At 71.1% G+C, this 911-nt stretch carries 1 protein-coding gene; it reads right to left on the reverse strand.

Annotation, left to right across the window (positions count from 1 at the left end):
- Window positions 1–911, reverse strand: a 911-nt coding sequence (locus NP777_RS46940; RefSeq protein WP_256656331.1) for a class I adenylate-forming enzyme family protein, incomplete at both ends; no start/stop codon positions are given.

Raw genomic sequence — 911 nt, forward strand, 5'->3', positions numbered from 1 at the left:
GTACCCGCCGAACTGGACGACCGCGGGCCGCAGCGGCGATCGCTCATACAGGGTGCGGACCTCGGGCACCGGCTGTTCCGTCGCGACGAGGGCGACGTCATCGCCGAGCGTGGGCTCGTCCACCGCGACCGCCGCGAACCGGCCGGTCAGGCCCGCCCGGCGCCAGCCGTGCTCGATGTCGAGAGGGTGGTACTTCTCCCCGCCCCGGTTGACGCGCTCGCCCGCGCGGCCCCGCAGGACCAGGAAACCGTCCCGGAGCTCACCCAGATCGCCGGTGCGCAGCCAGCCGTCGCCGGTGACGGCGGCGGCGGTGTTGCCCGGGTCCTGCCAGTAGCCGGTCATCAGGTCAGGCGTTCTGATCCAGACCTCGCCGGATTCCAGGTGGAGTTCGGTACCGGGCAGGGGCAGGCCCACCGGGGGCGTCCGCTCCAGGTAGTAGGTGCGGAAGTCGGTGTCGTCGAGCAGCGGCATGGTGAAGCTGAAGTTGACCGCCTCCGTCAGGCCGTAGCCCTGACGCAGCCGTGGACCGTAGCGGGAGTGGAAGCGGCGGGCCAGGTCGGCGGTGAGCGGGACCGCGGCGGTGATCAGGTAATCCAGCCCCCCGGGCCACGCGGGAGCGGCCTCGACCAAATCCGCGAGAAAGGCCGGGACGATGGAAGCCGTCCTGGCGCCGGAAGCGTCCAGCGCGGCGAAGTAGCCGACCGGGTCGAAGGCGGGCTGCAGCGTGAGCGGCGTACCCGTGAGGTGGGCACCGAGCAGTGACATGACCAGCGCGTTGCAGTGATACAACGGCAGACAGGTACCGTGCGGACGGACCGGCGTGATGCCATGCAGGACCGCTGTACGACGCGCGTTGCCGAGAACCGCCCCGCGACTGAGCACAACCCCCTTCTGCGGACCGGTGGAACCGG

The sequence above is a fragment of the Streptomyces rugosispiralis genome (genome assembly GCF_024505145.1).
In the GTDB taxonomy this organism is placed as follows: Bacteria; Actinomycetota; Actinomycetes; order Streptomycetales; family Streptomycetaceae; genus Streptomyces; species Streptomyces rugosispiralis.